This is a genomic window from Burkholderia sola, from assembly GCF_905400185.1.
Classification (GTDB): Bacteria; Pseudomonadota; Gammaproteobacteria; order Burkholderiales; family Burkholderiaceae; genus Burkholderia; species Burkholderia sola.
Genome location: NZ_FR989675.1, coordinates 3,283,444 through 3,309,191 on the forward strand (window position 1 = coordinate 3,283,444; position 25,748 = coordinate 3,309,191).

At 68.4% G+C, this 25,748-nt stretch carries 23 protein-coding genes; 19 read left to right on the forward strand and 4 right to left on the reverse strand.

Annotation, left to right across the window (positions count from 1 at the left end):
- The first annotated feature begins 71 nt into the window (after positions 1–71).
- The 5 genes from KR541_RS15170 (at position 72) to KR541_RS15190 (ending at position 6,338) form a co-directional block, all read left to right on the forward strand.
- Complete coding sequence (locus tag KR541_RS15170; protein ID WP_050017795.1) at positions 72–974, forward strand: SPOR domain-containing protein; 903 nt, start codon at positions 72–74, stop codon at positions 972–974.
- A gap of 70 nt (positions 975–1,044) precedes the next feature.
- Positions 1,045–1,683 (forward strand): thiol:disulfide interchange protein DsbA/DsbL, encoded by a 639-nt coding sequence (locus KR541_RS15175; protein WP_011694426.1) that lies wholly within the window; start codon positions 1,045–1,047, stop codon positions 1,681–1,683.
- 19 nt (positions 1,684–1,702) lie between these two features.
- Entirely contained in the window at positions 1,703–2,476 is a 774-nt protein-coding gene (locus KR541_RS15180) for an SDR family oxidoreductase (protein ID WP_050017794.1), read from the forward strand.
- Between the two features lie 421 nt (positions 2,477–2,897).
- Positions 2,898–4,493, forward strand: a complete 1,596-nt coding sequence (locus KR541_RS15185) for an ABC transporter substrate-binding protein (protein ID WP_089488859.1) — start codon at positions 2,898–2,900, stop codon at positions 4,491–4,493.
- Between the two features lie 192 nt (positions 4,494–4,685).
- Positions 4,686–6,338, forward strand: a complete 1,653-nt coding sequence (locus KR541_RS15190) for an ABC-F family ATP-binding cassette domain-containing protein (RefSeq protein WP_050017792.1) — start codon at positions 4,686–4,688, stop codon at positions 6,336–6,338.
- Positions 6,339–6,351: 13 nt separating this feature from the next.
- Here KR541_RS15190 and KR541_RS15195 read toward each other — a convergent pair whose 3' ends face one another.
- The 3 genes from KR541_RS15195 to KR541_RS15205 form a co-directional block, all read right to left on the reverse strand.
- Positions 6,352–6,600 carry a DUF6429 family protein gene (locus tag KR541_RS15195; protein ID WP_176016579.1) on the reverse strand — a complete coding sequence of 83 codons (249 nt, stop codon included), beginning with the start codon at positions 6,598–6,600 and terminating at the stop codon, positions 6,352–6,354.
- A 30-nt stretch (positions 6,601–6,630) separates the two neighbouring features.
- Complete coding sequence (locus KR541_RS15200) at positions 6,631–8,418, reverse strand: SWIM zinc finger family protein (protein WP_050017790.1); 1,788 nt, start codon at positions 8,416–8,418, stop codon at positions 6,631–6,633.
- Between the two features lie 76 nt (positions 8,419–8,494).
- Complete coding sequence (locus tag KR541_RS15205) at positions 8,495–9,571, reverse strand: MBL fold metallo-hydrolase (protein ID WP_050017789.1); 1,077 nt, start codon at positions 9,569–9,571, stop codon at positions 8,495–8,497.
- A 303-nt stretch (positions 9,572–9,874) separates the two neighbouring features.
- Here KR541_RS15205 and aceK point away from each other — a divergent pair, with 303 nt between their 5' ends.
- The 9 genes from aceK (at position 9,875) to bioB (ending at position 19,981) form a co-directional block, all read left to right on the forward strand.
- Positions 9,875–11,692, forward strand: coding sequence for a bifunctional isocitrate dehydrogenase kinase/phosphatase (gene aceK, locus KR541_RS15210; protein ID WP_050017788.1), 1,818 nt, complete (start codon positions 9,875–9,877; stop codon positions 11,690–11,692).
- 56 nt (positions 11,693–11,748) lie between these two features.
- Complete coding sequence (gene can / locus KR541_RS15215; protein ID WP_050017787.1) at positions 11,749–12,516, forward strand: carbonate dehydratase; 768 nt, start codon at positions 11,749–11,751, stop codon at positions 12,514–12,516.
- Between the two features lie 111 nt (positions 12,517–12,627).
- Entirely contained in the window at positions 12,628–13,305 is a 678-nt protein-coding gene (locus KR541_RS15220; protein ID WP_050017786.1) for an SDR family oxidoreductase, read from the forward strand.
- A gap of 39 nt (positions 13,306–13,344) precedes the next feature.
- Positions 13,345–13,782 (forward strand): YchJ family protein, encoded by a 438-nt coding sequence (locus tag KR541_RS15225; protein ID WP_050017785.1) that lies wholly within the window; start codon positions 13,345–13,347, stop codon positions 13,780–13,782.
- Between the two features lie 106 nt (positions 13,783–13,888).
- Entirely contained in the window at positions 13,889–15,160 is a 1,272-nt protein-coding gene (locus KR541_RS15230) for a dienelactone hydrolase family protein (protein WP_050017784.1), read from the forward strand.
- Between the two features lie 512 nt (positions 15,161–15,672).
- The gene (gene bioA, locus KR541_RS15235; protein WP_176016582.1) at positions 15,673–17,019 is read left to right on the forward strand and encodes an adenosylmethionine--8-amino-7-oxononanoate transaminase; all 1,347 of its coding nucleotides are present in this window, start codon (positions 15,673–15,675) and stop codon (positions 17,017–17,019) included.
- A complete protein-coding gene (bioF, locus tag KR541_RS15240) occupies positions 17,016–18,203 on the forward strand; it encodes an 8-amino-7-oxononanoate synthase (RefSeq protein ID WP_216089604.1) in 1,188 nt (395 codons plus the stop codon). Before bioA ends, bioF begins: the two co-directional genes overlap by 4 nt.
- The gene (gene bioD / locus KR541_RS15245; protein WP_050017781.1) at positions 18,200–18,922 is read left to right on the forward strand and encodes a dethiobiotin synthase; all 723 of its coding nucleotides are present in this window, start codon (positions 18,200–18,202) and stop codon (positions 18,920–18,922) included. Before bioF ends, bioD begins: the two co-directional genes overlap by 4 nt.
- A gap of 39 nt (positions 18,923–18,961) precedes the next feature.
- Positions 18,962–19,981, forward strand: coding sequence for a biotin synthase BioB (gene bioB / locus KR541_RS15250; RefSeq protein WP_089488864.1), 1,020 nt, complete (start codon positions 18,962–18,964; stop codon positions 19,979–19,981).
- Positions 19,982–20,059: 78 nt separating this feature from the next.
- Here the strand turns inward: bioB and KR541_RS15255 are convergent, their stop codons facing one another.
- The gene (locus KR541_RS15255) at positions 20,060–20,977 is read right to left on the reverse strand and encodes a LysR family transcriptional regulator (protein WP_006483476.1); all 918 of its coding nucleotides are present in this window, start codon (positions 20,975–20,977) and stop codon (positions 20,060–20,062) included.
- A gap of 259 nt (positions 20,978–21,236) precedes the next feature.
- Here KR541_RS15255 and KR541_RS15260 point away from each other — a divergent pair, with 259 nt between their 5' ends.
- The 5 genes from KR541_RS15260 to KR541_RS15280 are packed head-to-tail and all read left to right on the forward strand — an operon-like array spanning position 21,237 to position 25,603.
- Positions 21,237–22,019: a 5-oxoprolinase subunit PxpA gene (locus KR541_RS15260; RefSeq protein WP_050017778.1), complete on the forward strand. Its 783-nt coding sequence runs from the start codon at positions 21,237–21,239 to the stop codon at positions 22,017–22,019.
- Positions 22,020–22,041: 22 nt separating this feature from the next.
- On the forward strand, positions 22,042–22,284 hold the full coding sequence (locus KR541_RS15265; RefSeq protein WP_006483474.1) for an acetyl-CoA carboxylase: 243 nt from the start codon (positions 22,042–22,044) through the stop codon (positions 22,282–22,284).
- A gap of 4 nt (positions 22,285–22,288) precedes the next feature.
- On the forward strand, positions 22,289–23,746 hold the full coding sequence (locus KR541_RS15270) for an acetyl-CoA carboxylase biotin carboxylase subunit (protein ID WP_050017777.1): 1,458 nt from the start codon (positions 22,289–22,291) through the stop codon (positions 23,744–23,746).
- On the forward strand, positions 23,743–24,618 hold the full coding sequence (locus KR541_RS15275) for a 5-oxoprolinase subunit B family protein (RefSeq protein ID WP_216089605.1): 876 nt from the start codon (positions 23,743–23,745) through the stop codon (positions 24,616–24,618). The genes KR541_RS15270 and KR541_RS15275 overlap by 4 nt, the downstream gene beginning before the upstream one ends.
- The gene (locus tag KR541_RS15280; RefSeq protein ID WP_006483468.1) at positions 24,608–25,603 is read left to right on the forward strand and encodes a 5-oxoprolinase subunit C family protein; all 996 of its coding nucleotides are present in this window, start codon (positions 24,608–24,610) and stop codon (positions 25,601–25,603) included. Before KR541_RS15275 ends, KR541_RS15280 begins: the two co-directional genes overlap by 11 nt.
- The last annotated feature ends 145 nt before the right edge of the window (positions 25,604–25,748 follow it).

Below are 25,748 nucleotides of genomic sequence, written 5' to 3' on the forward strand. Positions count from 1 at the left end.
GCCGACGGATGCCCGTCGCCCGGATGCCCGCCGCGGCCCTCTCACGATTCTTTTTGCAGGTGACTCAAGCAATGGCACAACCACGCCGAACTTCGAAGCAATCGAAACAAGCAGGAGGGACATTTCTTGGAATCGTGCTGGGCCTGATCGTCGGCCTCGCGATCGCGGTGGTGGTGGCGCTGTACATCACGCGTTCGCCGTCGCCGTTCGTGTCGAAGGTCGCGCCGCCGCCGGCCGACAACGGCGCGAGCCAGCCGCAGCAGTTCGACCCGAACCGCGCGCTGCAGGGCAAGACGCCCGGCCAGCCGGTGCCGCAGGCCGCGCAATCCGCGCCGCCCAACACCGCGCCCGGCCAGGCCGCGAACCAGACCCAGAACGGCCTGCTGCCCGAGCCGCAGATTGTCGAAGTGCCGCCGTCGGGCAACACGAACGGCGCCACCGGCTCGAACAACACCGCCGCGTCGAACAATCCGTCGTCGGGCAACGGCGTCGCCGTCGCACCGAAGCCGGCCGACACCACGCCGCCGCCGAAGAAGACGCAGCAAGCGCAGCAGCAACAGCAGCAAGGTGGCGAGGACGACCTCGCACGCTTCGCCGCGCAGAAGCAGGCGCAGCAGGCCGCCGCGCAAAAGCAGCAGCAGCAACAGCAGCAGGCCGCGAACACGCCGAAGCCGACGTCGTCGGCCGCAGCCGCCGCGGCAACCACGGCGAAGCCGCCGACCGCGAACGACGCGAACACCGGCTACTTCCTGCAGGTCGGTGCATACAAGACGGAAGGCGATGCCGAGCAGCAGCGTGCGCGCCTCGGCTTCCAGGGCTTCGAGTCGAAGGTGTCGAAGCGCGACGTCAGCGGCGTGACCTACTTCCGCGTGCGCGTCGGCCCGTTCTCGAAGTTCGAGGATATGAACTCGGCCCGTCAGCGCCTGTCCGATGCAGGTGTCGACACGGCGGTGATCCGCTTCACGAAGCAGTAAGCCAACCGGCCGCGTCCACGCAGAACCCGTTACGTTCCGTAACCCGAGCAACTGATTCGACGTTCACAACATGAAAAAACTACTTAGCACGCTCCTTCTGTCCCTGGGCCTGGCCGCCGGCCTCGCGCAGGCTTCGCCTGCCGCGCCGGCCGCCGGCAAGGACTTCGAGGTGATGAAGTCGCCGCAGCCGGTGTCCGCGCCGGCCGGCAAGGTCGAGGTCATCGAGTTCTTCTGGTACGGCTGCCCGCATTGCTACGAATTCGAGCCGACGATCGAGGCCTGGGTGAAGAAACAGGGCAACAACATCGACTTCAAGCGCGTGCCGGTCGCATTCCGTGACGATTTCCTGCCGCACTCGAAGCTGTTCTACGCGGTGTCCGCGCTCGGCATTTCCGAGAAGGTCACGCCGGCGATCTTCAACGCGATCCACAAGCAGAAGAACTATCTGCTCACGCCGCAGGCGCAGGCCGACTTCCTGGCCACGCAAGGCGTCGACAAGAAGAAGTTCATGGACGCGTACAACTCGTTCAGCGTGCAGGGCGAGGTGAACCAGTCGGCCAAGCTGCTGAAGGACTACGCGATCGACGGCGTGCCGACGGTCGTCGTCCAGGGCAAGTACAAGACGGGCCCCGCTTACACGAACAGCATCCCGGGTACCGCGCAGGTGCTCGACTTCCTCGTGAAGCAGGTTCAGGACAAGAAGCTCTGATCCCCACCCGCGCGCCGGCATGACTACTCCGCTGAAGGTCTTCATCACCGGCGCGTCGAGCGGCCTCGGCCTCGCGATGGCCGAGGAATACGCCCGCCAGGGCGCCACGCTCGCGCTCGTCGCACGGCGCACCGATGCACTCGATGCGTTCGCGCGGCGGTTCCCGAAGCTGTCCATCTCCGTCTATTCCGCCGACGTGCGCGACGCCGACGCGCTCGCGACGGCCGCCGCGTCGTTCATCGCCGCGCACGGCTGCCCCGACGTCGTGATCGCGAACGCGGGCATCAGCCAGGGCGCCGTCACGGGCCAGGGCGATCTCGCCACGTTCCGCGACGTGATGGACATCAACTACTACGGGATGGTCGCGACGTTCGAGCCGTTCGTCGGCCCGATGACGGCCGCCCGCCACGGCACGCTGGTCGGCGTCGCGAGCGTCGCCGGCGTGCGCGGGCTGCCCGGCTCCGGCGCGTACAGCGCGTCGAAATCGGCCGCGATCAAGTATCTGGAAGCGTTGCGCGTCGAGCTGCGTCCGGCCGGCGTCGGCGTCGTGACGATCGCGCCCGGCTACATTCGCACGCCGATGACCGCGCACAACCCGTACAAGATGCCGTTCCTGATGGACGCCGACCGCTTCGCCGCGCGTGCGGCGCGCGCGATCGCTCGGCAGCACGCGTTCCGCGTGATTCCGTGGCAGATGGGCGTCGTCGCGAAAGTGCTGCACGTGCTGCCGCGCTGGCTGTACGATCGCCTGTTCGAAAAGGCGCCGCGCAAGCCGAAGGCCGGCGCGCACTGAGTGCGTCGCGGATCCGGCGCGCGTCTCGCCGGATCGCTGTCGCGCCGCAGCCTGATCTGCATCGCCATACCGCGCGAATCCGTGCGGATCTCTCCCCTCGTGTCGCACCGCTGCGGCGACCTGTTGGTTCCATTGAGCGCGCGGCGCCGCGCATTTCCGCCGCGCATTCGCAGCCGCCCGCCTCGCCCCGACCCGGAACGTCGCCTCCCACGCCGCGCTCGCACTACCCGCTCCGCCGCATCAACACCCGTTCCGTCGCGAACGCAGCCGTTTTTCGGTCAATTCGCTGCGTTCCGACGCCTTTTTTCACGCGTCGCGCGCTTTGACGGTATCCTATTCGCCAGCCGCGCGGCCCCGCCCGCTTCCGGGCCGCGCCTGCCTCCGTCATCCAGCGAAAAACACACGCCACGTGGGAGATCCTATGCACGTCAAGCCGTTCGCCGTGGCCGCGCTCGCGGTCGCCCTTGCCGCCCCCGGCCTCGCCGCCGCCAAGCCGCTTACCGTCTGCACGGAATCGAGCCCGGACGGTTTCGACGTCGTGCAGTACAACTCGCTCGTCACGACCAACGCATCGGCCGACGTGATCTTCAACACGCTCGTGTCCTACGACGAAGCCGCGAAGAAAGTCGTACCCGCGCTCGCGGACAAATGGGAAGCGAGCGCCGACGGCCTCACGTACACGTTCCACCTGCGCCCGAACGTCGCGTTCCAGACCACCGACTATTTCAAGCCGGGCCGCGCGCTCAATGCGGACGACGTCGTGTTCACGTTCGCGCGGATGCTCGACGACGCGAATCCGTGGCACAAGGTGGCCGGCGCGAGCGGCTTCCCGCATGCGCAGTCGATGGGCCTCGTGAAGCTCGTGAAGTCGGTCACGAAGGTCGACGACAGCACGGTGAAATTCGTGCTGAACGAGCCGAACGCGACGTTCGTGCCGATCCTGACGATGGGCTTCGCGTCGATCTACTCGGCCGAATACGCGGACCAGCTGCTGAAGGCCGGCAAGCAGGCCGACCTGAACGCGAAGCCGGTCGGCACCGGCCCGTTCGTGCTGAAGAGCTATACGAAGGACGCGCTGATCCGCTACGACGCGAACCCGACGTACTGGGGCACGAAACCGAAGGTCGACCGGCTGATCTACGCGATCACGCCCGACCCGTCGGTGCGCCTGCAGAAGGTGAAGGCCGGCGAATGCCAGATCGCGCTGTCGCCGAAGCCGCAGGACGTGCTCGCCGCGAAGGGCGAAAGCGCGCTGAAGGTCGTGCAGACGCCCGCGTTCATGACCGCGTTCGTCGCGCTGAACACGCAGAAGAAGCCGCTCGACAACGACAAGGTGCGCGAGGCGCTGAACCTCGCGTTCGACCGCGCGACCTACCTGAAGGTCGTGTTCGACAACACCGCGACGGCCGCGAACAATCCGTATCCGCCGAACACGTGGAGCTACGCGAAGGACGTCGCGCCGTATGCGTACGATCCCGCGAAGGCGAAGCAGCTGCTCGCGCAGGCCGGCTTCCCGAACGGCTTCTCGACGACCATCTGGACGCGCCCGACCGGCAGCGTGCTGAACCCGAACCCGAAGGTCGGCGCGGAACTGCTGCAGGCCGACCTCGCGAAGGTCGGCGTGAAGGCCGAGGTGAAGGTGATCGAATGGGGCGAGCTGATCAAGCAGGCGAAGCTCGGCCAGCATGACATGCTGTTCATGGGCTGGGCCGGCGACAACGGCGATCCGGACAACTACCTGTCGCCGCTGTTCAGCTGCAACGCGGTGAAGTCGGGCATCAACTTCGCGCGCTTCTGCGACGCGCAGCTCGACAAGCTGATCGCCGACGGCAAGTCGACCGCGGATCAGGCCAAGCGCGCGAAGCTGTACGAATCGGCGCAAAAGATCATCCACGATCAGGCGCTGTGGATTCCGCTCGGCTACCCGACCGCGGCCGCGTTGACGCGCACGAACGTGAGCGGCTATCACGTGAGTCCGTTCGGCCGGCAGAACTTCACGACGGTCGCCGTGCAGTAACCGTGCGTGGCGCGCAAGCGACGGCGTTCGCGCCGCTCGCTTGCGGCCCGCGCGCCGCGCTTGCTACACTGCGCGCTCATTCCTCATACCGGACGCCAGCCAAAGTGAACAACTAAGCCTTCCCGAAATGTTTTCGCCGCCCGTGCCACGCACGCCGCGCGCGAAGGTCTTCATGCATTTTTGGAGGTGCTTATGGCTGCAGCCACGCCCACCGGCGCGCTCGTCGCGCTTCATCACGTTTCCTTCCGCTTCGACGACGGCGTCACGCTGTTCGATTCGCTCGACCTGTCCATCGACCGCACGCCGACCGGCATCGTCGGCCGCAACGGCGTCGGCAAGAGCCTGCTCGCGCAACTGATCGCGGGGCGGCGCACGCCGAGCGCGGGGACGATCGAGCGACATACGCACGTCGTCTACGTCGCCCAGCAGCACGATCTCGACCGCGACGACGCGGCCGCCGCCCCGCCGACCGTCGCGCAGATCGCGGCGCTCGATGCGCCGCTCGGCGCGCTCGCGCGTCTCGCGGACGGTCGTGCGACGCCGCACGACTTCGACCTGATCGGCGATCGCTGGGATCTCGCGGAGCGGCTGCGCACGGCGCTCGACGCGGCCGGCCTGCACGACGTCCACGCCGACATGCCCGCGCATGCGCTGAGCGGCGGCCAGCTCGCGCGCGTCGCGCTGATCGGCGCGCTGCTGTCGGGCGCCGGCCTGCTCGTGCTCGACGAACCGACCAACCATCTCGACGCCCCGGGCCGCGCGTGGCTGCGCGCGGCGCTCGACGGTTGGCGCGGCGGCGTCGTCATCGTGAGCCACGACCGTGCGCTGCTCGCCGGCGTGCAGCGCATCGTCGAGTTGACGCCGCACGGCGCGCGCTCGTATGGCGGCAATTACGCGCTCTACCGCGCGCAGCGCGACGCGCAACAGGAGGCCGCACATGCGGCGCTCGACCATGCGCGCACCGAGCGCGGGCGCGTGCGGCGCAGGCTCGAACAGGAACACGACACGATCCAGCGCCACGCGGCCGCCTCGCTGCGCGACGCGAAGACGGCCAACCTGTCGTCGATGGCGCGCCAGAGCCGCAAGGGCGCGGCGCGCGCGATCATGGGGTCGGTCCGGCGTCATCAGAGCGACTTCAAGGCGACACTCGACACGCGCGTGCAGGAGGCAGCCGCGCGCATCGAAGCCGACGCGCCGGTGCTCGTCTCGCTGCCGGGCACGGAAGTCAGCGCGCGCCGCCAGCTGTTCACGCTCGAGCGCGCGCGATTGCCGTGGCGCGTCGCGGGCGACGCCGACGCGATCACGTGGTCGGCGAGCGGCGCCGTGCGCATCGCGCTGACGGGCCCGAACGGCTGCGGCAAATCGACGTTGCTGAGGATGCTCGCGGGCGAGCTCGCGCCGCGCTCAGGTACCTGCACGACGCACGTGAGCGCCGCGTATCTCGACCAGCGGCTCGCGCTGCTCGACCCGGAGCGCTCGATCGTCGAGCAACTGGGCCTGCTCGATACGCCGCTCGCCGAAGGCGATCTGCGCAGCCGTCTCGCGCTGCTGCAGCTCGACGCGACGCGCGCGACGCAACCGGCGCGGCAACTGAGCGGCGGCGAACGGCTGAAGGCCGCGCTCGCCTGCGCGTTGTGGCGCGGCACGCCCGCGCAATTGCTGCTGCTCGACGAGCCGACCAATCACCTCGATCTCGAATCGGTGCGCGCGATCGAAGCGGCGCTGGCCGGCTTCCCCGGCGCGATCGTGGTCGCGTCGCACGACGCCGCGTTTCTCGCGGCGCTCGAACCGACGCACACGATGCAATGGCATCGCGACGGGTGGCGCTACGAACCCGCCGCGTGATTGGCGCTGACGATCACTTATCTGTGCGCGCACCGCCCGAAACGACGAATTTCTGCGTGAAGAGACGCTCCGATTCCCGCAGGCCTTCCTCCGTCAGGAGGACAGATTTCGCCTTGTTGATCGAGTCGCCGATCAACCCGCGCTCATGCAACCGATTCAGCACATCCCAATCGAAGCCTTTCCATGCGCGATTGCCGTCGTGCAGCGTCAGACGCAAGAGCGCGAGGACGGTGTCGTCGACTGCCTGCAGATCGATATTCATTTCCATGCCCTCCCGTGCCTGTCAGCCGGATCACGCGTCGAGCTTCCCGAGCAGCTTGATGAAATTGCGCTTCGCGCGGTAGGTCTTGCGAATCGCTTCGAGTTCGTCGTCGAATACCGTCTGCTGGCGATGCGCAACGCGCAGCGCGCGAATTTCGCGCACGACGCCGAACGCCTCGTCGTATCGTGCGCTGCCCGCGCCATGGTCGAGCGCGAACGGCAGATAGCGGTGATACAGCGCGATCGCGTCCTCGGGATGCGTCTTCGCCCGCGCAGCGGCCACCGCCGGCCATACGAGGGCTTCGACCGGCCCCTCCTGGAACGCGGCCCACGCTGCGTTGTCGTCCCGCTCCGCAAGCAAGAGCTTCACCAGCTCGGTGCGCGGCGGCGGTTCCCAGCGTCGTGCGCCGTTGCCGGGCCTCCCGGCCGCTTCGCGCTTGCGGGCAGCAGACTGCAGATGCGAGATCGCGCGCGCCTTCACGATAGCGTCCCGCCCCGTCCGCTTTGCGACCTTCATCAATGCACGGAATGCGTCGGCCGTCGGGTGGTCCGCGAAGCGCTCCCACGCCAGTGCGTCTGCTCGATCGAACGCACGCCGGCGCAAATATTCGTCGATGCAGAAGCCCATCAGCCGATCGTCGTGCCGGTCCTTCATCTCGCGCATTCCGCGTTCGGCCCAGGCCAGCCCTTCATCGAATCGACGGTGCTCCGCGCACAGTTCCGCGATCTGCGCATACCGGTACGAAGCGGACAGATCCTTCGACCAGATGCCGATCAGCGCGTCGACGTCACCATCGTGCCTCGCCAGCGACTCCAGCGCATGCTCGAGATTCAGGCGCGCCGTTTCGTACGAGCCCCGATCGTCCCGCCCCGGCAGCAGCGGCGGCAACTCGGCCCAACGAGCCTCGACCTGTTCCCGATAATGGGTCAGACCCGCATCGCCCAATACTTCCGCATAGGCCGGCACCACGTCGCGAAACGTATCCCACTGCCCGCCGGCCTGCAGGCGGAACAGGCGTTCGGCCAGTTTCACCGGATCCGGCCGCGTCTGAATGCATGCGTCGAGATGCAATGCCGCGAGTTCCTCAATCCCCGGCGCCACGCTGCCGTCCGAGTCGTCGATCTGCTCGAGACTCGCTTCGGCCTCGGCAATCGCCAGTTCCGCCAGCTCGACCACCTGCGCGGCATGGGATCTCGTCAGTTGCCGCCGCAGCATGTCGGCGAGCTCGAACAGGCCTTCTCCGTAGGTGTGCGCCTCGTCCCAGCCGAGCGGCCGCGACACGCGCGCCAGTTGTCGGACGGCGGCACGCAGGCTCGCCACATCATCGACATTCGCGCTGCGTGCGTCGAACAGCAGCCTGTCTCGCAACGAGCGGTCGCGCTCGGCCGCATCGAGCAGCCAGTGCCGCAACGCGCGCTCGTCGAGCGTCTCCAGATAGTCACGAATCAGCTCCGTCTGCGTCTTGCGCTTGCGACGCGGCTTCGACGACGGCTCGCGCTCCGCTTCACGGAAGACTTCCTCTCCGCTGTTTTCGAGCCACGACAACGCGACGGCCACCGCATGCTTGCAGAACGCGCCTTCGCCGCCCACCGGGCAATTACACGTGTAGCCGAGCGTGTCGTCGTCGCCCACCGACAATTCGACGCGATAGCGATACGTGCCGCGCACGGTCGCCGACAGCTCGCCGTCGCGCTCGGTCAGCCGCGAGACGGCGCCGTCGTGGTAGTACGCGGTACCGCGCTCGAAGGATTTCGGGTCGGCCAATGCGCGTATTTCCGCGAGCGTGATGACGTCGGCTAGAGAGGTATTGCGAGACATGGATCGCTACGGGTATTCGGATCGGGATCTGGAAATCGCACCAAAGCGCGCCGCGCAACTGCGCCAATGCGCATGCTCACGGTCGCACGAAGCGAATCACGCCGTCGTCCCCCTGCTCGCGCACGAGCTCGCCCGCGAGCCACAGCAGGTTCAGGTGCGCGAGCGCCTCGCCGAGCGCGAAGGTCATCTGGTGGATGTCGAGCTCGCGGCGGCGGAACATGATCGGCACGATATCGGCCGCGCTCATCGGCTGCTCCGCGCACGCGACGCGCACTTCGGCCAGGCGCGCATCGTGGTGTTCGCGCAGTTGCGCGATGCGCGTGCGCACGCCGCGGAACGGCTTGCCGTGCGACGGCAGCACGAGCGTGTCGGGCGCCATCGTCTCGTAGCGGCCGAGCGATTCGAGGTACAGCGCGAGCGGGTTCGCTTCCGGCTCGAGATCGAACACCGACACGTTCGTCGAGATGCGCGGCAGCACCATGTCGCCGGAAATCAGCACGCCGTCCGCTTCGCTGTGGAGCGCGCAATGTTCAGGCGAATGGCCGAAGCCGGTGACGACGCGCCACGTGCGCGCGCCGATCGTCACCGCGTCGCCTTCGCGCAGGCGCCGGTAGCGCGGCGGCACGGCCGGCACGAGGTCCGAGTAATAGCCGCGGCGGTTGCGCAGCTTGTCGAGCGCGGCCGGATCGGTCAGCCCGTGGCGCGCGAAGTGCTCGGCAGCCGCCGCGCCGCCCGCGTTCGAACCGTTGCCGGCCGCCATCAGGCAGCCGAACAGATATTCGCCGAGCGTCATCCACAGCCGCACGTTCCAGCGGCCCTTGTCGCCGCCTTCGCACAGCCAGTTCGCGAGGCCGAAGTGGTCGGGGTGGCAGTGCGTGACGAGCACGCGCAGCACGGGCAGGCCGTCGAGCTGCGTGTCGAAGATCTGCTCCCAGTGCGTGCGGATCGCGTCGGACGAGATCCCGCAATCGACGATCGTCCAGCCGGCCTGCCCGTCGATTTCGTCGCGCAGCAGCCAGAGATTGATGTGGTCGAGCGAGAACGGCAGCGGCATGCGCAGCCAGCGCACGCCGGGCGCGACCTCGAACGTGTCGCCCGCGGCGGGCAGCGTATCGGCGAAGGGATAGTCGAGTTGGTGTTCCAGGGCGTTCATCGGTGGGGCGTCTCGTCGTTATCGGTGCGAATGCGCGCCGGCGGCAGGCGCGGCGGGCGGTGCGTCGATTCTATCGCCGTCGCGCGAAACAGGTTCTCGACGACCGCCGGCCCGCCGCAAAAAAGTTCGTGTCAGAATCGGCTCCGTACCCGTATCTTTACGCGAAGATGCACCGAACGGCGCCCAACGGCGAACAACACGCCGATTGACGGCCGCTCGCGCGTCACCCCGAAAGTCATTGAAACGCCGACTTGGGCGCTAAAATGGCGGGTGCTTACAGCCCCTTGAACGAGCCTGCACGCGATGAATCACTTCCCCAAACTGCTGTCGTCGCAGATCGGTTTCGACGTCGCGCAGACGATGCTCGAATACTTCGATCGCCATTACCGGATCTTCCGCGAAGCGGCGGTCGATGCGAAGACGCTGTTCGAGCGCGGCGACTGGCACGGGCTGCAGCGGCTCGCGCGCGAGCGGATCACGTCGTACGACGATCGCGTGAAGGAATGCGTCGAGGTGCTGGAAGACGAATACGACGCGGAGAACATCGACGACGAAGTGTGGCAGCAGATCAAGCTGCACTACATCGGGCTGCTCACGTCGCACCGCCAGCCCGAGTGCGCGGAAACCTTCTTCAATTCGGTGTGCTGCAAGATCCTGCACCGCTCGTATTTCAGCAACGATTTCATCTTCGTGCGCCCGGCGATCTCGACCGAGTATCTGGAGAACGACGAGCCGGCCGCGAAGCCGACCTACCGCGCGTACTATCCGGGCACCGACGGGCTCGCGGTCACGCTCGAGCGCATCGTCACGAACTTCCAGCTCGAGCCGGCGTTCGAGGATCTCTCGCGCGACATCGGCTGCGTGATGCAGGCGATCGACGACGAATTCGGCCGCTTCGACGAAGCGCCGAATTTCCAGATCCACGTGCTGTCGTCGCTGTTCTTCCGCAACAAGAGCGCGTACATCGTCGGCCGCATCATCAACGCCGACCGCGTGCTGCCGTTCGCGGTGCCGATCCGCCACGTGCGCCCGGGCGTGCTCGCGCTCGACACCGTGCTGCTGCGCCGCGACCTGCTGCAGATCATCTTCAGCTTCTCGCATTCGTACTTCCTCGTCGACATGGGCGTGCCGTCCGCGTACGTGGATTTCCTCTGCACGATCATGCCGGGCAAGCCGAAGGCCGAGATCTACACGTCGGTCGGGCTGCAAAAGCAGGGCAAGAACCTGTTCTACCGCGACCTGCTGCACCACCTGTCGCATTCGAGCGACCGCTTCATCATCGCGCCCGGGATCAAGGGCCTCGTGATGCTCGTGTTCACGCTGCCGTCGTTCCCGTACGTGTTCAAGATCATCAAGGATCACTTCCCGCCGCCGAAGGAAACGACGCGCGCGCAGATCATGGAGAAGTACCAGCTCGTGAAGCGCCATGACCGCCTCGGGCGGATGGCCGACACGCTCGAGTATTCGAGCGTCGCGCTGCCGCTCGCGCGGCTCGATCATGCGCTCGTGCGCGAACTCGAGAAGGAAGTGCCGTCGCTGCTCGAGTACGAGGACGACAAGCTCGTGATCGAGCACCTGTACATCGAGCGCCGGATGACGCCGCTGAACCTGTATCTGCAGAACGGCAGCGACGCGGACGTCGAGCACGGCGTGAAGGAATACGGCAACGCGGTGAAGGAGCTGATGAAGGCGAACATCTTCCCCGGCGACATGCTGTACAAGAACTTCGGCGTCACGCGCCACGGCCGCGTCGTGTTCTACGACTACGACGAGATCGAGTACCTGACCGACTGCAACGTACGACGCGTGCCGCCGCCGCGCAACGAGGAAGACGAACTGTCCGGCGAACCGTGGTATACCGTCGGCCCGCACGACATCTTTCCGGAGACCTACGGGCCGTTCCTGCTCGGCGACCCGCGCGTGCGCGACGTCTTCATGAAGCATCACGCGGACTTTTTCGATCCCGTGCTGTGGCAGGCGAGCAAGGACAAGCTGATGCAGGGCGAATTGCCCGATTTTTATCCGTACGACACGGCCCTGCGCTTCAGCGTGCGCTACCCCGCGCGCTTCGACGCGACGGGCCGCAACGACGGCGCAGGCGACGCGCAGCGCGCCGCCTGACGCCGGCAACACCCGATCCGATATCGACTTGATTTCCGCCAACGGAATCCACACCGATGACTACCCAAGACAATCCGCTTTCACATCTGTTCGACAATAACGATGCCTGGGTCAAGCGCCAGCTCGCCGACGATCCCGATTTCTTCGCACGGCTCGCCGACCAGCAGGCGCCGGAATATCTGTGGATCGGCTGCTCCGATTCGCGCGTGCCGGCGAACCAGATCATCGGCCTGCCGCCGGGCGAAGTGTTCGTGCACCGCAACATCGCGAACGTGGTCGTGCACAGCGATCTGAACTGCCTGTCGGTGATCCAGTTCGCGGTCGACATCCTGCGCGTGAAGCACATCATGGTCGTCGGTCACTACGGCTGCTCGGGCGTGAACGCAGCGCTGCACAACCGCCGCGTCGGCCTCGCCGACAACTGGCTGCATCATGTGCAGGACGTGCGCGAGCGCCATGCGGCGCTGCTCGACGAATGGCCGGTCGGCGAAGCGCGGTATCGCCGCCTGATCGAGCTGAATTCGATCGAACAGGTCGTCAACGTGTGCCGCACCACGATCGTCAACGACGCGTGGGCGCGCGGCCAGTCGCTTACCGTGCACGGGCTCGTGTACGGCGTGCACGACGGCCGGATGCGCAACCTGGGGATGTCCGTGTCGAACTTCGACGCGCTCGACGCCACCTACAAGCGCTGCGTGGCGGCGCTGACCGCACGCGGCCAGCACGCGCCGGACAACGACATGGTCGCGGCGGACGCGGCACGGCTCGAAGACGTCGCGCAGGCGGTCGCCGCCACGCTGAAGCCGTGCGACGATGCGCAGTAACGTGCAGTGACGCGCCAGTCGCCTGACGGCGGCTGCCACGCGGGCGCGGCGCGCATCGAACGAATCTGACACCGGCACTGCCTCGGCGGCGCCTACCCAAGGAGCGACGGCATGAAAACCGTATTGATCGTCGGCGCATCGCGCGGCCTCGGCCGCGAATTCGTCCGGCAATACCGGCGCGACGGCTGGAACGTGATCGCCACCGCGCGCGACGCGGCGTCGCTCGATGCGTTGCGTGCGCTGGGCGCGCAGCCGCATGCGCTCGATATCGCGCAGCCCGCGCAGATCGCGGCGCTCGGCTGGAAGCTCGACGGCGAGCGGCTCGATGCGGCCGTGCTCGTGTCGGGCGTGTACGGGCCGCGCACCGAAGGCGTCGAGACGATCACCGCCGAGGATTTCGACGCGGTGATGCATACGAACGTGCGCGGGCCGATGCAGTTGCTGCCGATCCTGCTGCCGCTCGTCGAGGACGCGCGCGGCGTGCTGGCCGTCGTGTCGAGCCGGATGGGCAGCATCGCCGAGGCGACCGGCACGACCGGCTGGCTGTACCGCGCGAGCAAGGCCGCGCTGAACGACGCGCTGCGCATCGCGTCGCTGCAGACGCGCCATGCCGCATGCATTGCGCTCCATCCCGGCTGGGTGCGCACCGACATGGGCGGCGCGCAGGCCGCGATCGATCCGGAAACGAGCGTGACCGGCATGCGTCGCGTGATCGCCGAATCCGGTTCGGACGTGTCTCAGGCGAACGGCCGGTTCTTCCAGTACGACGGCATCGAGCTCAGTTGGTGAGCCGCGCCGGCAACCGGGCGTTGTTAATTCACATTGCGCATGATTTCGAACCGACCTGACGCGTGCCCGTGCGGCGGCGCATCCCCCGCGCCCGCCGGCAACGCGCCGGCACCGCGCTACGCGGCCTGCTGCGGCCGCTTCATCGACGGCGGCGAAGCCGCCCCGACCGCACTCGAATTGATGCGCTCGCGGTACAGCGCGTACGTGCTCGGCGCGACCGATTACCTGCGCGCGACATGGGCCGCGCGCACCTGCCCGCCCGATCTCGACACCGACCCTGACGCGCCGGACGCGCCGCGCTGGCTCGGCCTCGCGGTCAAACGGCACGTACCGCTCGACGACCGGCACGCGGAGGTCGAATTCGTGGCGCGCTACAAGGTCGGCGGACGCGCTTACCGGCTGCACGAGACGAGCCGTTTCGAGCGCGACGAGCAGGGATTCTGGCGCTATGTCGACGGCGAAGTAAGTGAACGCTGACAAATAGTTGCCATGTCAGACGCCGGGTAATTCCCGCATTGCACAACCTGATTTTGTCGGGCTACGATGGGCTCGACTTGGTCATGTTGCATGGCAGGGCTTACGGATGGCGTTCAGCAAGGTATTGGTGGGATGGATGGCGGCGTGTGCGCTGTCGGCCGCTCAGGCCGGTACGCTGCCGAGCGCCAATACGGGTGCGGGCGCCAGCGGGTCGCTCGCTCATGCCGAGCATTTCGACTACGCCGACTCGAACCTGCCGCAGGTCGCCGCCGATCTCAACGAGCAGATCCTTCGCATTCCGGCCGATGCGTCGGGCGCCATCACGCTCGAGGCCACGCTGTTCAAGCCGAACGGCCCCGGCCCGTTCCCGCTCGTCGTCTTCAACCACGGCAAAAATACCGGCGATCTCCATCTGCAGCCGCGCAGCCGGCCGCTCGCGTTCGCGCGCGAATTCGTGCGCCGCGGCTATGCGGTGATCGCGCCGAATCGCCAGGGCTTCGCCGGTTCCGACGGCACGTACCAGCAGGAAGGCTGCAACGTCGGCAAGAACGGCCTCGCGCAGGCCGCCGACGTCGATGCGACGGTGCGCTACATGTCGCGCCAGCCGTACGTCGATGCGTCGCGCATCGTCGTCGCCGGCACGTCGCACGGCGGGCTCGCGTCGGTCGCGTACGGCACCGAAGCCGCGGCCGGCGTGCGCGGCATCATCAACTTCTCCGGCGGGCTGCGCCAGGACCTGTGCGACGGCTGGCAGCGCAACCTCGTCGACGCGTTCGACCACTACGGCGCGCATACGGCCGTGCGGTCGCTGTGGCTGTACGGCGACAACGATTCGGTGTGGACGCCCGCGCTGGTCGCGCAGATGCACGATGCATACGTGTCGCACGGCACGCAGGCCCGCTTCATCGATTTCGGCCGCTACAAGGACGATGCGCACCGGCTGATCGTCGATCGCGACGGCGTGCCCGTGTGGTGGCCGGCCGTGAACGCATTCCTCGCCGAACTGAACCTGCCGACCGCGGTGCGCTATGCGGTCGCGGACCCGCACGAGCCGAAGGCCACCGGCTACGCGTCGATCGATGCGGTCAACGCGGTGCCGTACGTCGACGAAGCCGGCCGCGAAGGCTATCGCCGCTTCCTGAACCAGCATCCGAGCCGCGCGTTCGCGGTGTCGTCGGAAGGCGCGTGGTCGTGGGCCGAAGGCGGCGACGACCCGATGGCGCTCGCGCTCGACAACTGCGCGAAGCAAGGCGCCGGCGCGTGCCGGCTGTATGCGGTCAACGACCGCGTCGTGTGGAACGCCAACACGACGCAGACGGCCGACAACGGCGACGATCGCACCCGCGATACCGATACGCGCGCGCTGGCTTCGCGCTGACGCTCGGCTGTCGTTCCTCTCGCTTCCCCTTTGCGCACCGTCGATTCAAGATCATCGCGGTGCTCCGCCGCATGCTCGTCAAATCGAGCACGCGCCGCGTAATGCTCGTTTTTACGAGCAATCGACTTGAATTCGCGCCAGATCTCGTCCAGCCGTCCGGGCCTTCCGCGCCCCTGTCGAACTGACGATGCACGAAGCAAGACCGCCCCTCGTCGCCGCCAAACCCGCACCATCATCGTTCCCCATATTTCGCCACCCGGCCGCCCCTCGCCCAGCGATTTTTTCTGTCGGGGGCGTCACTCGAACGTCGTCATCTGCGCGCATTTCGCCCGATCCGCCGCGTTCCGTTCCGAGCCCCTCCGAACTGCGTCTAACTCCCGCCCAGCAAGGCTGTGCGGCGTTTGTAACCGCTAGTGCAACGCGCGGCGGAACACGCTAATCTCTGCGCGTTTCGTATCCCGCCGCGCGGCATCCCGTCGATGCCGCGCGGTCGTTTTACCCCCGGAGTCGCCTTGAGTACGCCAGCCACCGACGACTGGGTCGCGCGCAGCCTGCGCGCGGTCTGGCATCCCTGCACCCAGATGAAGCACCACGAGCGCCTGCCGCTCGTCCCCGTCGCGCGCGGCGCGGGCGTGTGGCTGGTCGACCGTGACGGCCGCCGTTACTTCGACGCGATCAGCTCGTGGTGGGTCAACCTGTTCGGCCATGCGAACCCGGACATCAACGCGGCGCTGAAGGACCAGCTCGACACGCTCGAGCACGCGATGCTCGCCGGCTGCACGCACGAACCGGCGATCGAGCTCGCCGAACGCCTGCATGCGCTGACCGCGCGCACGCTGGGTCATGCGTTCTTCGCGTCGGACGGCGCGTCGGCCGTCGAGATCGCGCTGAAGATGAGCTTCCACGCGTGGCGCAACCGCGGCCGCGCGAACAAGCAGGAATTCGTCTGCGTCGCGAACAGCTATCACGGCGAGACGATCGGCGCGCTCGGCGTGACCGACGTCGCGCTGTTCAAGGATGCGTATGACCCGCTGATCCGCCACGCGCACGTGGTCGCGTCGCCCGACGCGCGCGGCGCGCTGCCGGGCGAGACGGCCGCCGACGTCGCGGGCCGCGCGCTCGCGGACGTGCGGCGCCTGTTCGCCGAACGCGGCGACCGGATCGCCGCGCTGATCGTCGAGCCGCTCGTGCAGTGCGCGGCCGGCATGGCGATGCACGATCCGTCGTACGTGCGCGGGCTGCGCGCGCTGTGCGACGAATTCGGCGTGCACCTGATCGCCGACGAGATCGCGGTCGGGTGCGGGCGCACCGGCACCTTCTTCGCGTGCGAGCAGGCCGGCGTCTGGCCCGATTTCATGTGCCTGTCGAAAGGGATCAGCGGCGGCTACCTGCCGCTGTCGCTGGTGCTCACGCGCGACGACGTGTTCGCGGCGTTCTACGACGACGACACGACGCGCGGCTTCCTGCACTCGCATTCGTACACCGGCAATCCGCTCGCGTGCCGCGCTGCAGTCGCGACGCTCGACCTGTTCGCGCGCGACGACGTGCTCGCGAGCAACGCGCGCAAATCGGCGACGCTGCGCGCGGCGCTCGCGCCGCTCGACGCGCACCGCCAAGTGCGCCATCTGCGCGAGCGCGGCACGCTGTTCGCGTTCGACGTCGCGCTCGACGGCGACGCGGCGCGCGGCTTCTCGCGGCGCTTCTTCGAACACGCGCTCGAACGCGAGCTGCTGCTGCGCCCGATCGGCACGACCGTGTACCTGATGCCGCCGTACGTGATGAATGACGACGACATCGCGTGGCTCGCGCAGCGCACGCGCGACACGCTCGACGCGACGCTGGAGGACCTCGGCCGATGAGCCTGCTCGACACCCTGCAACGCGGCCTCGCCGACCTCGACGCGCAAGGGCTGCGCCGCGTGCGCCGCATCGCCGACACCGCGTGCGACGCGCGCATGACCGTGAACGGCCGCGAGATCGTCGGCTTCGCGAGCAACGACTACCTCGGCCTCGCCGCGCATCCGGCGCTCGTCGCCGCGTTCGCGGAAGGCGCGCAGCGCTACGGCTCCGGCAGCGGCGGCTCGCACCTGCTCGGCGGCCATTCGCGCGCGCACGCCAAACTGGAAGACGAACTCGCCGGCTTCGCGGGCGGCTTCTCCGATGCGCCGCGCGCGCTGTACTTCAGCACCGGCTACATGGCGAACCTCGCGGCGATGACGGCGTTGGCCGGCAAGAGCGCGACGATCTTCTCCGACGCACTGAACCACGCGTCGCTGATCGACGGCATGCGGCTGTCGCGCGCGAACGTGCAGGTCTATCCGCATGCGGACATGGCCGCGCTCGCCGCGCTGCTCGACGCATCGGATGCGGAAACGAAGCTGATCGTCAGCGACACCGTATTCAGCATGGACGGCGACCTCGCGCCGCTTGCCGAGCTTGTCGCGCTGGCCGAGCGCCACGGCGCGTGGCTCGTCGTCGACGACGCACACGGCTTCGGCGTGCTCGGCCCGCAGGGTCGCGGCGCGCTCGCGGCCGCCGCGCTGCGTTCGCCGCATCTGGTGTACGTCGGCACGCTCGGCAAGGCGGCCGGTGTCGCAGGCGCGTTCGTGATCGCGCATGAGACCGTGATCGAATGGCTGATCCAGCGCGCGCGCAGCTACATCTTCACGACGGCCGCGCCGCCGGCCGTCGCGCATGCGGTATCGGCAAGCCTGAAGGTGATCGCGGGCAACGAAGGCGACGCGCGCCGCGCGCACCTCGCCGCGCTGATCGGCCGCACGCGCGCGCTGCTGCGCAATACGCGCTGGCAGCCGGTCGATTCGCACACGGCCGTGCAGCCGCTCGTGGTCGGCAGCAACGACGCGACGCTCGCGGCGATGCGCGCGCTCGACGCGCACGGCCTGTGGGTGCCGGCGATCCGGCCGCCGACGGTGCCGGCCGGCACGTCGCGGCTGCGCGTGTCGCTGTCGGCCGCGCATTCGTTCGACGATCTTGCTCGGCTCGAAGCCGCGTTGATCCAGGCCAGCGAGGAGGCCGCGGCATGACCGCCGCCCCGCTGTCCGTCTTCGTCACCGGCACCGACACCGAAATCGGCAAGACCTTCGTGTCGGCCGCGATGCTGCACGGCTTCGCACGGCATGGCCTGCGCGCGGCCGCGCTGAAGCCGGTCGCGGCCGGCGCGTACGAACGCGACGGCGTGTGGCGCAACGAGGACGCGGACCAGCTCGACGCGGCCGCGAACGTCGTGCTGCCGCCCGAGCTGCGCACGCCGTTCCTGCTGAAGGCGCCGGCCGCGCCGCATATCGTCGCCGCGCAGGAAGGCGTGACGCTCGACCTCGACACGATCGTCGCGTGCCATCGCGAAGCGCTGACGCGCGCGGACGTCGTCGTCGTCGAAGGCGTCGGCGGCTTTCGCGTGCCGCTGAACGACACGCAGGACACCGCCGATCTCGCGGTCGCGCTCGGCCTGCCCGTCGTGCTCGTCGTCGGCGTCCGGCTCGGCTGCATCAGCCACGCGTTGCTGACGGCCGATGCGATTCGCCAGCGCGGCCTCGCGCTCGCGGGCTGGGTCGCGAACCATGTCGACCCGGCCATGTCGTTCGCCGACGAGAACGTCGCGACGATTCGCGACTGGCTCGCGCGCGAGCACCGCGCGCCGCTCATCGGCCGCATCGCCCACATGACGCCGGCCGCCCCCGAATCCGCCGCGGCGATGCTCGACATCGCCGCGCTCGTCGAGTCGCTGCGCACCGCGCGGCCTTGACCCAACCGATCCCCCATCCCGCCAGGACAGGAAAACGAAATGACCCAAGCCCAGACCGCCACCGTGCAACCCGACGCGATTCCCGTGGCTGCGCCGGCCCCGCAGCGCTGGCGCGTCGCCGACGTCGTCGCGCTGTTCGCGCTGCCGTTCAACGACCTGATGTTCCGCGCGCAGCAGGTGCATCGCGAGCACTTCGACGCGAACGCGGTGCAGCTGTCGACGCTGCTGTCGATCAAGACGGGCGGCTGCGAGGAAGATTGCGGCTACTGCTCGCAGTCGTCGCATCACGACACGGGCCTGAAGGCCGAGAAGCTGATGGACGTCGACACGGTGCTCGACGCCGCGCGCGCGGCGAAGGCGAACGGCGCGAGCCGCTTCTGCATGGGCGCCGCGTGGCGCAATCCGAAGGAGCGCCACATGCCGGCGCTGACCGAGATGGTGCGCGGCGTGAAGGAGCTCGGCCTCGAGACCTGCATGACGCTCGGCATGCTCGAAGACGAACAGGCTCGGCAGCTCGCCGACGCGGGCCTCGACTACTACAACCACAACCTCGACACGTCGCCGGAGTTCTACGGCCAGGTGATCTCGACGCGCACGTACCAGGATCGCCTCGACACGCTCGACCGCGTGCGCGACGCGGGCATCAACGTGTGCTGCGGCGGCATCATCGGGATGGGCGAATCGCGCCGCGAACGCGCGGGCCTGATCTCGCAGCTCGCGAACCTGAACCCGTATCCGGAATCGGTGCCGATCAACAACCTCGTCGCGATCGAAGGCACGCCGCTCGAAGGCACCGCGCCGCTCGACCCGTTCGAGTTCGTGCGCACGATCGCGGTCGCGCGCATCACGATGCCGAAGGCCGTCGTGCGCCTGTCGGCCGGGCGCGAGCAGCTCGACGACGCGATGCAGGCGATGTGCTTCCTCGCGGGCGCGAACTCGATGTTCTACGGCGACCAGTTGCTGACGACGAGCAACCCGCAGACGCAGCGCGACCGCGCGCTGTTCGAGCGCCTCGGCATCCGCGCGAGCCAGGCCGACGCGCTGGCGGACAACGCGTAAGCGGCAACGGCCGGCGCGCCGCGCCCGCCGACGAAAAGCCGGGGCGCGCCCCGGCTTTTTCACGCCCGCGCGCACGGTTCAGGTCGCGCCACCCAGTGCGCGCGGCTCCATGAACGTGTGCCGGAAATAGTCGCGCACCGCGTGCATCGCGGGACTCAGCTCGATGTTCTTGCGCCACGCGAGGCCGACGCTCATCGGCGGCACCGGGTCGCGCAGCACGATCGTCTCGATGCGCCGCCCTTCGAGCGACCACGGGCGATACACCATGTCGGACAGGATCGCGACGCCGCTGCCGTTCGCGACCATGCTGCGCACCGCCTCGACCGACGAGGTGCGCAGGATCACGTTCGGCCGGTACGGCGTCTCGTTCCAGTAACGCAGCGCGGTCTGCCCGGCCTCGTCCACCGTCAGCATCACGAACGGCTCGTGCGCGACCTCCGCGAACGTGACGCTCTCGCGCCGCAGCAGCGGATGATGCGCGCCGACCCACAGCCTGCGCACCGAATGGATCACCGGCTCCAGCACGAGCTCCGGATTCGACACGTTCGACGTGAGCAGCACGGCCATGTCGTAGCGGCCCGCGATCAGCCCTTCCTCGATCGACTCGCGGTTCAGCTCGTGCAGGTGGATCGTCAGGCGCGGATAGAGCGTATTGAGCCGCAGCACGTGATGCGGCAGGAAGTAGCCGAGCACCGTGTAGCTCGCGGCGATCGCGAGCGTGCCGGTCAGCGTGCTTTCGAGATTCGGGATCCGCATCGCCTCGTCGACCGACGACAGGATCGTGTACGCGTGATTGAGAAAACGCCGCCCGGTATCGGTCAGCGTCACGCCCGCCGACGTGCGCACGAACAGCTGCGTGCCGAGACTGTCCTCCAGTTCCTTGATCGCGCTCGTCACGGCCGACTGCGAGATGGTGAGCTGGATCGCGGCCTGCGAGATCTGTCCGAGCTCGGCGGTCGCGACGAAGTACTTGAGCTGTCTGAGCGTCAGGGCCATGCGCGGTGGAAAACTGATGGGGGCATGGCAACCATCATATCAACCGTCCGTTTCGCGGCAATCCGGGCCCGCCCGACCCGCGCGCATCCGCCTGCCGCGACGCCGGGCGGCCGCTTTCGGCGATATCTGAAAAATCGATACGCTCGCATATAAAAATAGAACTATTTTGACGCACCCCGCACGGCTAACCTGCGTTCAACACGGTGTCGACACGCGCTGCAGCGCACGCGAAACCGGAGAACCTGGAGGAACGAACCGTATGAGGAAGCACAGTGTCGACCTGAATTCGGACATGGGCGAAGGTTTCGGCCCGTGGACGATCGGCGACGGCGTCGACGAGCAGATCATGCCGCTCATCAGCTCGGCGAACATCGCCACCGGTTTTCATGCCGGCGACCCGAACATCATGGCGCGCACGGTGCAGCTCGCGCGCGACGCCGGCGTCGGGATCGGCGCGCATCCGGGCTTTCGCGATCTGGCGGGCTTCGGTCGCCGCACGATCACCGAAACGCCGCAGGCGCTCGTCCACGACATCCTGTATCAGCTCGGCGCGCTGCGCGAGTTCGCGCGGCTCAACGGCGTGGGCCTGCAGCACGTCAAGCCGCACGGCGCGCTCTACATGCACGCGGCGGCCAACGAGGCGTTCTCGCGGCTGCTGATCGAGACGCTGCAGCGCGTCGATCCCGGCCTGTGGCTGTACTGCATGGAAGCGTCGGTCACGTATCGCGTGGCGCGGGAGTACGAACAGCCGGTGATCCGCGAGTTCTACGCCGATCGCGACTACGACCGCAGCGGCTCCATCGTGTTCACGCGCCGCGTCGGGCGCCCCGACCCGCAGCAGGTGGCCGACAAGGTGCTGCGTGCGTGCATCGACGGCAAGGTGCGCACGATCGACGGCGACGACATCGACATCGATTTCGATTCGGTCTGCATCCACAGCGACACGCCCGGCGCGCTCGAACTCGTGCGCGAAACGCGCGACGCGCTGGTCCGCGAAGGCATCCGGACCGCCGGCCCGCAACCGCTCGCCGCTCATCACTGAACCCGATTCAAGGAGACGCAAGATGGCATTGCACGACATCGTCAGCCCGCTGCCGGGCACGTTCTACCGACGCCCGTCGCCCGAGGCGGACTACTACGTCGCGGTGAATGCGACGGTCGCGGCCGGCGCGGTGGTCGGCCTCGTCGAAGTGATGAAGCAGTTCACCGAGATCGAAGCCGATGCGGCGGGCCGCGTCGTCGAGCTGCTCGTCGACGATGGCGAGCCGGTCGACGCCGGCCAGGTGCTGATGCGGATCGAGGGGTGATGCGATGAAGCCGGCAAACGCCCCCGACACCTTCTATCGACCGTCGCGGATCAAGACCGTGCTGGTCGCGAACCGCGGCGAAATCGCGGTGCGCGTGATCCGCGCGGCACGCGAGCTCGGCATGCGTGCGGTCGCCGTGGTCAGCGACGCGGACCGCGACAGCCTCGCCGCGCGCATGGCCGACGAAGCGATCCACATCGGGTCGTCGCATGCGGCGAAGAGCTATCTGAATCCGGCCGCGATCCTCGACGCCGCGCGGCAATGCGGCGCGGACGCGATCCATCCGGGCTACGGCTTCCTGTCCGAGAACGCGGCCTTCGCCGCGCAGGTCGAGGCGGCCGGGCTGATCTTCGTCGGCCCGGACGCGCAGGTGATCGCGACGATGGGCGACAAGGCGCGCGCCCGCGACACCGCGCGGCGCGCGAACGTGCCGACCGTGCCCGGCAGCGACGGCGTCGTCCAGTCGCTCGACGCGGCCCGCGCGGTCGCCGCGCGCATCGGCTATCCGATCATGATCAAGGCGGCCGCGGGCGGCGGCGGGCGCGGCATCCGCGTCGCGCACGACGCCGCGCAGCTCGACGCCGAACTGCCGCTCGCGCAGCGCGAGGCGCAGGCCGCGTTCGGCGACGGCGGCGTCTATCTCGAACGCTTCATCGCGCGGGCGCGGCACATCGAGGTGCAGGTGCTCGGCGACGGCCGCGACGTCGTCCACCTGTTCGAGCGCGAATGCTCGCTGCAGCGGCGCCGCCAGAAGATCCTCGAGGAAGCGCCGTCGCCGTCGCTCACGCCGGCGCAGCGCGACGCGCTGTGCGCGTCGGCCACGCGGCTCGCGCGCGAGGTCGGCTACCGCAGCGCGGGCACGCTCGAATACCTGTTCGACGATGCGCGCGGCGAGTTCTACTTCATCGAGATGAACACGCGCATCCAGGTCGAGCATCCGGTGACCGAGGCGATCACCGGCATCGATCTCGTGCGCGAAACGCTGCGCATCGCCGACGGCGAGCGGCTGCGGTTCGCGCAGGCCGACATCGCGATGCGCGGCGCCGCGCTCGAATGCCGGATCAACGCGGAAGATCCGCTGCAGGATTTCCGCCCGAATCCGGGCCGGATCGACGCACTGGTGTGGCCGACCGGGCCCGGCGTGCGCGTCGATTCGCTGCTCTACCCGGGCTACGTCGTGCCGCCGTTCTATGATTCGCTGCTCGCGAAGCTGATCGTGCACGACGAGAGCCGCGCGGCCGCATTGCGGCGTCTGTCTCGCGCGCTCGGCGAGCTGCAGGTCGGCGGCCTGAAGACCACCGCGCCGCTGCACGTCGCGCTGCTCGCGGACGACGACGTGCGCGCGGGCCGCTATCACACGAATTTTCTCGAAGCGTGGATGCCGTCATGGCGCGAGGCCGCGACGGCCGCCGCCCGGCAGCACGAAACTGCGGACGCCGCGCGCGTCGGGGAGGCCCTGTGACGACCCGTTATACGTTCGGCGGCGACGAATTCGTGTTCGTCGAGATCAGCGAGGCGATGTCGCTCGACGCCTTCTTCAAGGGCACGGCGATCACGCGCGAATTGCAGCGGCGCGCGGTGCCGGGCATTACCGAGATCTGTCCGGCGAACGCGTCCTACCAGGTGCGCTACGACCCGGACGTGATCGAGCCCGACACGCTCGTCGCGCTGCTCAAGGCGATCGAGGCCGAGGTCGGCGACGCGCCGCTCGAACTCGATACGCGCATCGTCGAGGTGCCGGTGCTGTACAACGACCCGTGGACGCACGAGACGCTGATGCGGTTTCGCGAGCGTCACCAGGACCCGTCGTCGACCGACCTCGAATATGCGGCGCGGATCAACGGCAAGCGCGACGTCGACGACTTCATCGCCGCGCACTCGGGCTCGCCGTGGTTCGTGTCGATGGTCGGCTTCGTCGCGGGCCTGCCGTTCATGTACCAGATGGTCGAGCGCGCACGCCAGCTCGAAGTACCGAAATACCTGCGGCCGCGCACCGACACGCCGAAGCTGACGGTCGGCCACGGCGGCTGCTTCGGTTGCATCTACTCGGTGCGCGGCGCGGGCGGCTACCAGATGTTCGGCGTGACGCCGGCGCCGATCTTCGATCCCGCGCAGCGGCTCGACTACCTGCGCGATTTCATGGTGTTCTTCCGGCCCGGCGACATCGTGAAGTTCCAGCCGATCGATCGCGACGCCTATGACGCCGCGGTGGCGGCCGTCGAAGCGGGTGCCTTCTCGCTGCGCGTGCGCCCCGTGAAATTCTCGCTCGACGCGTTCCGGCGCGATCCCGATGCGGTCAACCGTTCTCTCGTCGAGGTGCTGCATGCCCGCTGACGCGCACAACCTGATCGAGGTCGTGAAACCCGGCCTCGCGACGTCGGTCCAGGATACGGGCCGGCAAGGCTACTACCACGTCGGCATCCCGCCGTCGGGCTCGCTCGACCAGTACGCGTCGCGCGCGGCGAACCTGCTGGTCGGCAATCCGGAACAGGCGGCCGTGCTCGAATGCACGCTGCTCGGCCCGGAGCTGCTGTTCCATGCGGACGCGCTGGTCGCCGTCACGGGCGCCGAGATGACCCCGAAGATCGACGGCGTCGGGCAGCGCTGCAACGTCGCGCTGTGGATTCGCGCGGGCAGCGTGCTGTCGTTCGCCTACGTGAAGGGCGGCGCCCGCGCGTACCTGGCCGTCGCGGGTGGCATCGACGTGCCGGTCGTGCTCGGCAGCCGCTCGACCTACACGCTCGGCGCGATCGGCGGCCACGCGGGCCGGCGCCTGCAGAAAGGCGACCGTTTGCCGATCGGCGCGGCGCGCGGCACGCTTCGCGAAGGGCGCGAACTGCCGGCGTCGGTCAGCCGGCCGCTGGACAGCCAGGTCGAACTGCGCGTGCTGCCGGGGCTGTACCACTACCGGCTCACCGACGCGTCGGCGCACACGTTCTTCGATGACGAATGGACGGTCGCGCCCGAGGCGGACCGCATCGGCTACCGCTACAAGAACGGCCGGCCGCTGCAGTTCCGGCCGCGCGAGCAGCCGTTCGGCGCCGGGGCCGATCCGTCGAACATCGTCGACGCGTGCTATCCGATCGGCTCGATCCAGGTGCCGGCCGGGGTCGAGCCGATCATCCTGCATCGCGATGCGGTGTCGGGCGGCGGCTACGCGACGATAGGCACGGTCATCAGCGCCGACATGGACCTGATCGGCCAGATGCAGCCGAACCATCGCGCGCGCTTCGTGCGCGTGACGATGGCCGACGCGCTCGCCGCGCGCCGCGAGTACCAGCGGCGCCTCGCGCTGCTGCGCGCCGTACTGAAGGACTGAGCGCCACGCGCCCGGCCGTCGCGCCGGGCGCCGTGCGCCGCCCTCCGCTTTCATCCTTCGCTTCCGTTTCCCGTCCGTGCGGCCGCGCGCGGCGCGGCGGGGACGCCTGCGCGCCGTTTTCGCCGGACCGGTTGCCCGCCCCGAC

Coding starts and splice junctions, on each gene's coding strand:
- KR541_RS15185 (WP_089488859.1), top strand. CDS start 2,898: ATGCACGTCAAGCCGTTCGCCGTGGCCGCGCTCGCGGTCGCCCTTGCC.
- KR541_RS15225 (WP_050017785.1), top strand. CDS start 13,345: ATGATTTCGAACCGACCTGACGCGTGCCCGTGCGGCGGCGCATCCCCC.
- KR541_RS15200 (WP_050017790.1), bottom strand. CDS start 8,418: ATGTCTCGCAATACCTCTCTAGCCGACGTCATCACGCTCGCGGAAATA.
- KR541_RS15265 (WP_006483474.1), top strand. CDS start 22,042: ATGGCATTGCACGACATCGTCAGCCCGCTGCCGGGCACGTTCTACCGA.
- KR541_RS15170 (WP_050017795.1), top strand. CDS start 72: ATGGCACAACCACGCCGAACTTCGAAGCAATCGAAACAAGCAGGAGGG.
- KR541_RS15195 (WP_176016579.1), bottom strand. CDS start 6,600: ATGAATATCGATCTGCAGGCAGTCGACGACACCGTCCTCGCGCTCTTG.
- KR541_RS15190 (WP_050017792.1), top strand. CDS start 4,686: ATGGCTGCAGCCACGCCCACCGGCGCGCTCGTCGCGCTTCATCACGTT.
- bioB (WP_089488864.1), top strand. CDS start 18,962: ATGACCCAAGCCCAGACCGCCACCGTGCAACCCGACGCGATTCCCGTG.
- can (WP_050017787.1), top strand. CDS start 11,749: ATGACTACCCAAGACAATCCGCTTTCACATCTGTTCGACAATAACGAT.
- bioF (WP_216089604.1), top strand. CDS start 17,016: ATGAGCCTGCTCGACACCCTGCAACGCGGCCTCGCCGACCTCGACGCG.
- KR541_RS15180 (WP_050017794.1), top strand. CDS start 1,703: ATGACTACTCCGCTGAAGGTCTTCATCACCGGCGCGTCGAGCGGCCTC.
- KR541_RS15205 (WP_050017789.1), bottom strand. CDS start 9,571: ATGAACGCCCTGGAACACCAACTCGACTATCCCTTCGCCGATACGCTG.
- bioD (WP_050017781.1), top strand. CDS start 18,200: ATGACCGCCGCCCCGCTGTCCGTCTTCGTCACCGGCACCGACACCGAA.
- KR541_RS15255 (WP_006483476.1), bottom strand. CDS start 20,977: ATGGCCCTGACGCTCAGACAGCTCAAGTACTTCGTCGCGACCGCCGAG.
- KR541_RS15175 (WP_011694426.1), top strand. CDS start 1,045: ATGAAAAAACTACTTAGCACGCTCCTTCTGTCCCTGGGCCTGGCCGCC.
- KR541_RS15230 (WP_050017784.1), top strand. CDS start 13,889: ATGGCGTTCAGCAAGGTATTGGTGGGATGGATGGCGGCGTGTGCGCTG.
- KR541_RS15260 (WP_050017778.1), top strand. CDS start 21,237: ATGAGGAAGCACAGTGTCGACCTGAATTCGGACATGGGCGAAGGTTTC.
- KR541_RS15220 (WP_050017786.1), top strand. CDS start 12,628: ATGAAAACCGTATTGATCGTCGGCGCATCGCGCGGCCTCGGCCGCGAA.
- KR541_RS15270 (WP_050017777.1), top strand. CDS start 22,289: ATGAAGCCGGCAAACGCCCCCGACACCTTCTATCGACCGTCGCGGATC.
- aceK (WP_050017788.1), top strand. CDS start 9,875: ATGAATCACTTCCCCAAACTGCTGTCGTCGCAGATCGGTTTCGACGTC.
- KR541_RS15280 (WP_006483468.1), top strand. CDS start 24,608: ATGCCCGCTGACGCGCACAACCTGATCGAGGTCGTGAAACCCGGCCTC.